Source organism: Micrococcus sp. MS-ASIII-49 (assembly GCF_000946635.1).
Taxonomy (GTDB): domain Bacteria; phylum Actinomycetota; class Actinomycetes; order Actinomycetales; family Micrococcaceae; genus Micrococcus; species Micrococcus luteus.
Genome location: NZ_JXSP01000158.1, coordinates 1 through 1,914, shown reverse-complemented (window position 1 = coordinate 1,914; position 1,914 = coordinate 1). Strand labels below are relative to the sequence as shown.

Genomic DNA, 1,914 nt, shown 5'->3' with positions numbered 1-1,914 from the left:
GCTGTTGCGGCAGCTGAAGATGCGGGCGTGTCAGATGGTCTGTGTAAGCCGTACCGAGAGGAACGGTAAGAATCATGACCATGATCGACGAGAAGAACCCAGGCGAGCCCTCGGGCCAGGACCTGGTCGAGCAGCTGAAAGCCTCAGGGCAGCTTGATGCCCTGTTCGCGCAGATCGACGCGGGCGGCGTCGAGCTCACCGGTGACGGCGGGTTCGTGCCCGCGCTGGTCAAGGCCGCGCTCGAGCGGGGCCTGCAGGCCGAGCTGACCAGCCATCTGGGCTACGAGAAGGGCTCGAGCGAGGCGCTGAAGCACGCCAACTCCCGCAACGGGACCACCCCGAAGACCGTGGAGTCCGAGGTCGGGCCGATCGAGCTGGACGTCCCGCGAGACCGGGGCGGGTCGTTCACCCCGCGCCTGGTGCCCAAGGGCCAGCGGCGCCTCGGGGGCCTGGATGACATGATCATCAGCCTCTATGCCGGCGGAATGACGATCCGGGACATCCAGCACCACCTGGCCTCCACGATCGGCACGGACCTGTCGCACGAGACGATCTCCAACATCACCGACGCCGTGAGCGAAGAGGTCCTGGCGTGGCAGTCGCGGCCGCTGGAGGAGTTCTATCCGGTGATCTATCTCGACGCAATCCGGATCAAGATCCGAGAGAACAGCCAGGTCCTCAACCGTGCCGCCTACATCGCCGTCGGCGTGGACCTCGAGGGCATCAAGCACGTGCTGGGGATCTGGGTCCAGGACACCGAGGGCTCGGCGTTCTGGGCCCACGTCTGCGCCGATCTCGCCAACCGGGGCGTGCAGGACGTGCTGATCGTGTGCTGCGACGGGCTCAAGGGCCTGCCGGAGGCGGTCGAGGCGACGTGGCCGGACTCGATGGTCCAGACCTGCGTGGTTCACCTGATCCGGGCCGCGATGCGGTTCGTGGCCTACCAGGACCGCAAGAAGGTCGCCGCCGCGCTGAAGCCGATCTACACCGCCCCCAACGAAGAGACCGCGAGGAAGGCGCTGGCCGAGTTCGAGGCCTCCGAGCTCGGCACGAAGTACCCGTCTGCAGCCGCGACCTGGGCGAACTCCTGGGAGCGGTTCATCCCGTTCCTGCAGTTCCCACCCATGCTCCGCAAGGTCATCTACACGACCAACAGCATCGAGTCGCTGAACTTCCAGCTACGGAAGGTGACCAAGAACCGCGGCCACTTCCCCTCGACCGAGGCGGCGGTGAAGCTGCTCTGGCTGGCGATCTGCAACATCGAAGACAAACGCGCCGCCGAACGCGCTCGGGACCGGGGCAAACCCGCCGGCCAGCGCAAAGCCCAGGGCCGGCTCGTCGAAGGTCAGGCCGTCACGAACTGGAAGCAGGCCCTCGCCCAGCTCGCCGCGGCCTACCCCGACCGGATCAACCCCTACCTGTGACCACCCCGCTTACACAGACAAGTTGACACGCCCTCGAGACGCGCGCGTAGCCGACACGCATGTCCCCATTGTTGCAGTTACCCTCCCCTCACCGCCCACGTCACCGTACGGGTCTTGCGTACATGACGATCCCTCACAAGAAGTCGTCGAGTGTGAACCGCATCGATAAGTGGCGGTGTTCTGACGGAGCTAAATGGCGGCATCGAGGTCTTGCGTCCCGATCGGAGTCGTCGGGCCGGCCGAGCTCGAGGTGATCGACGTGTTGATCGCTCTCGGGCGACTGTCCCACTTCCTTGGTAGTGGGACGGCCCGCGTGGGGATCCTTGCCCAATGTGCACGATCGGCGATTCCTGTACCAGAACTTGGACCAAAAGTGCTGAACCATTTAGGTCGTACGGAACCGACTTCCGGTACGCTGGGCGCATGGAATTGGGCTACGCGCGGGTCTCGACGGCCAAACAGGACCTCGGTCAAGTCCCTGGAAGTGGTG

General features: G+C 65.2%; 1 protein-coding gene. It reads left to right on the top strand.

What is annotated here, in order from left to right:
- The first annotated feature begins 80 nt into the window (after positions 1 to 80).
- Positions 81 to 1,424, top strand: a complete 1,344-nt coding sequence (locus SJ20_RS10285; protein WP_044658726.1) for an IS256-like element ISMlu11 family transposase — start codon at positions 81 to 83, stop codon at positions 1,422 to 1,424.
- Positions 1,425 to 1,914: the final 490 nt, after the last annotated feature.

Bases quoted from the DNA above. Each gene is read 5' to 3' on its own strand.
- SJ20_RS10285 (WP_044658726.1), top strand. From the start codon at position 81: ATGATCGACGAGAAGAACCCAGGCGAGCCCTCGGGCCAGGACCTGGTC.